Source organism: Mycoplasma marinum (assembly GCF_004335975.1).
Lineage (GTDB): Bacteria > Bacillota_I > Bacilli_A > Mycoplasmatales > Metamycoplasmataceae > Mycoplasma_K > Mycoplasma_K marinum.
In genome coordinates this window covers 1-745 of sequence record NZ_PSZO01000101.1, presented here as the reverse complement: position 1 = coordinate 745, position 745 = coordinate 1, and the positions used below count along the sequence as shown (strand labels likewise).

Below are 745 nucleotides of genomic sequence, written 5' to 3'. Positions count from 1 at the left end.
AAAAAATCTAATGTTTTTGAAATAGATAAAAATAAAAAGAGAATTTTTATGGATATTAAGGAAAATGAAATACACCAAATTGGTGATTTTTGATTTTTAGTAAAAACAACACCTTTTTTTGAAATAAGAAATACAAATATGTTAATTTCTAAATTTGAAGAACAAAATTTCAGCAATATAGATTCATTATTATTAGGGGATAAAAAAATAAGTGAGTTAGAAGATGTTAAACATGACAATGCAAGGGAGGATAGCACTCTTGATGAGTTTCAAAATAAAGCATTAATAAATGCAATAAACTCAAAGCACCTTTCAATAATAAAAGGCCCTCCGGGAACTGGAAAGACACATACAATTTCAAGAATCATAAAACAATATTGAAATATGGGTCAAAAAGTTATTTTTGCTTCAGCTTTACATTCATCTTTAGATTCCCTGATTTATAAAATCAATGAATCAAAAGATATGAGTGATATGAAAGTATGGAGATCATCAATGAAACCAAAATCAATCTTACCTAAAAATAATTCAACTCAATTTGAAGAATCAGATTTATTTGTAACAACCTTTTCAAGTTATATTTTTAATGCCTTACACAAAGGAGATTCTGATTTTATATTAATCATAGATGAAGCAAGTGCCAACAATCTATTCAATGTATTTTCTAAAACAGAGTTTGCTAAAAAAGTTATTATTGTTGGTGATAATTCACAATTGTACCCTATTTATAATGACGAGTATAAAC

The 745-nt window shown here is 26.0% G+C and carries 1 protein-coding gene; it reads left to right on the top strand.

Going from position 1 to position 745, the window contains the following annotated elements:
* Positions 1-48: 48 nt before the first annotated feature.
* On the top strand, positions 49-745 hold a 697-nt coding region (locus tag C4B24_RS04870; RefSeq protein ID WP_131599654.1), incomplete at its 3' end, for an AAA domain-containing protein.